The organism is bacterium, from assembly GCA_040757115.1.
GTDB lineage: Bacteria > UBA9089 > CG2-30-40-21 > CG2-30-40-21 > SBAY01 > JBFLXS01.
Genome location: JBFLYA010000250.1, coordinates 1 through 3,158 on the forward strand (window position 1 = coordinate 1; position 3,158 = coordinate 3,158).

The 3,158-nt window shown below is 33.7% G+C and carries 1 protein-coding gene; it reads left to right on the forward strand.

Translation table 11 applies throughout. The annotated features are described in order from the left end of the window. Nucleotides 1–3,158: hypothetical protein (locus AB1422_16230; protein MEW6620855.1), on the forward strand; the 3,158-nt coding region annotated here is incomplete at both ends.

Consider the following 3,158-nt stretch of genomic DNA (forward strand, 5'->3'; position numbering starts at 1 on the left):
ATAATTAATACAGGTAAATTTAAGCAAGACATGGAAGTAGTTAGTTTTATTGAGGGGTTTAACTTTAGCACTACCACCTTGCTTTCTTTATTACCATCACAAAAAGGAAATCTTAGCCTTAGCGCACTTATTCCAGCAAGTTTAACTGCTGGGTATCATTACGGTAGTGTCTGCGTCCAGATTGGTAGTTCTTCTAAATATAAGCAATTTAGTTTTTATATCCCGCAGGCAAAATTAGAAGTTAAACTTAATGATAAAAGTTATCAGCCTGGGGAAAAGGTAAATATTTATGTAAAGAATATCGGCGGTGTAGCGGATAGTTGGGATTATACTATAAGATTATTTGATACAATAGGAAATGAGGTTTATACAGGTGAAGGAAGTATAGATAATTTATTTCCAGCAGATGATGAGAGGGTAATAGGATTTGATATTCCAGAAGGACTAATAACCGGAGATTATATAATAAGTTTAATTACCACTGCTCAACTTATACAGTTAAGAGAATATTTTGATAGATATATCAGGATAGAAGGGATAGACGCAGATATGAGTATATGGACTACTCAGAAGACATACTCTATTAATGAGCAAATTAATGTAAATGTAAAGATAGATAATAAAAATAAGGCGATTGAAGATGCTAAGTTGAGCCTGAAAGTAAGAAATAATTATCCTGGCTGGCAGACTTTTACTGCATTGAAAAGAATTTATGATATTAAAGTTGATGGTAATTATGTCTGGTTTACAACTGATTTGATTGTGAAAAGATATAATAAGGTAGATAATAAGTGGGATGATTATAATAAGATACAAGATGCTAATACAATAGCAGTAGATGGGAGGTATATTTGGTTTGGAACATGGGATGGTGTATCACGATATGATAAGGAAACCGATAGTTGGACAACTTTTAATGAAGAAAATAGTGGGTTAGTGAGTAATTATATTCATTCAATAGCAGTAGATGGAAAATATATTTGGTTTGGAACATGGTATAGTGGTGTATCACGATATGATAAGGAAACCGGTAGTTGGACAACTTTTAATGCAGGAAATAGTGAGTTAGTGAGTAATGAGATTAGGACAATAGCAGTAGATGGGAGGTATATTTGGTTTGGGGCATGGGGTGTATCACGATATGATAAGGAAACCGGTAGTTGGATAACTTTTAATAAAGAAAATAGTGGGTTAGTGAGTAATAATATTAGTTCAATAGCAGTAGATGAGAAGTATATTTGGTTTGGAACAGAGTATGATGGTGTATCACGATATGATAAGGAAACTGGTAGTTGGACAACTTTTAATGCAGGAAATAGTGAGTTAGTGAGTAATGAGATTAGGACAATAGCAGTAGATGGGAGGTATATTTGGTTTGGGGCATGGGGTGTATCACGATATGATAAGGAAACCGGTAGTTGGACAACTTTTACCCAACAAAATAGTGGGTTAGTGAGTAATAATATTAGTTCAATAGCACTAGATGAGAAATATATTTGGTTTGGAACAGACTATGCTGGTGTATCACGGTATGATAAAGAAGGTTATAATTGGATAGATTTTACCCAACAAAATAGTGGGTTAGTGAGTAATGACATTTGGTCAATAGCAGTAGATGATAAATATATTTGGTTTGGAACAGACTATGATGGTGTATCACGATATGATAAGGAAACCGGTAGTTGGACAACTTTTACCGAACAAAATAGTGGGTTAGTGCGTAATGATATTCATTCAATAACAGTAGATGGAAAATATATTTGGTTTGGAACATGGGATGGTGTATCACGATATGATAAGGAAACCGGTAGTTGGACAACTTTTAATAAAAATAGTGGGTTAGAGAGTAATGACATTTGGTCAATAGCCGTAGATGGAAAATATATTTGGATTGGAACATGTGAGGGTGGTGTATCACGATATGATAAGGAAACCGGTAGTTGGACAACTTTTACTAAACAAAATAGTGGGTTACAGACTAATTGTATCAGGACAATAGCCGTAGATGGAAAATATATTTGGATTGGAACATGGGATAATGATGTATCACGATATGATAAGGAAACCGGTAGTTGGACAACTTTTACCTCATACAATAGTGGGTTAGTGGGTTATAAGATTAGGTCAATAGCAGTAGATGGAAAATATATTTGGATTGGAACAAGGTATGGTCTATCACGATATGATAAGGAAACCGGTAGCTGGACAACTTTTACCCAACATAGTATTATGTCAATAGCAGTAGATGGAAAATATATTTGGATTGGGACATGGCTGGGTGTATTACGGTATGATAAGGAAACCAGTAGTTGGACAACTTTTACCCCAGAAAATAGTGAGTTAGTGAGTAATTATATTAACTCAATAGCAGTAGATGGAGAATATATTTGGTTTGGAACAGAGTATGGTGTATCACGATATACTCCAGGCGGGGATGTGATTTATGAAAAAGAGTATGAGATAACCTGTTTAGAAGCAAATATTAGTCAGAAAGTAATAAATATTGGTACTTTAAGTAGTGTAGGTAAGCTATATATTGAAGGAGTAATTACCTCAAATAAAAATCAGAAAATAGCTATAGATATGAATTCATTCTATATATTTAAGTCAAATTTATACCTAACATTTGATACGGATAAAAAGGTGTATAAACCTGATGAGTTGATTACTATATCCGGAACTTTAACAAATAAAGGAGAGAATATAGAAGCAGGTGACTTAGAGTTAAAGGTAAAAGATGGAGATGTAATATTCAGGACGCCAATTAATCTTGGCTCTAACAGTAGTTATAGTTTCATTGCTACTACTACGGCTAATTCATCTTTTGTCTTAGAATGTATGATAAACGATGTGAAGGTGATAGATTATATCCTGGTAGAAGAGACAAAAGTTAATATAGAGATAATTACAAAACAGGCATTAGGAAGAGGAACAAATACACTAATCATAAGCTTAAAGAATATAAGTCAAGTTGATGTAGTTATTAATCATTGGTCATTAGCTATTAGTGATATGCATAAGGAGTTTGCAACAATTACTATTCCAGCATTAGAATCAAAGGTAATTGAGGTTAATTACCAGTTACCAATCACCAGTTACCAAGCAGACTATGCTACAATTACCTTAGTTTTATCAGGAAATGTAAGCGGGACTTATAC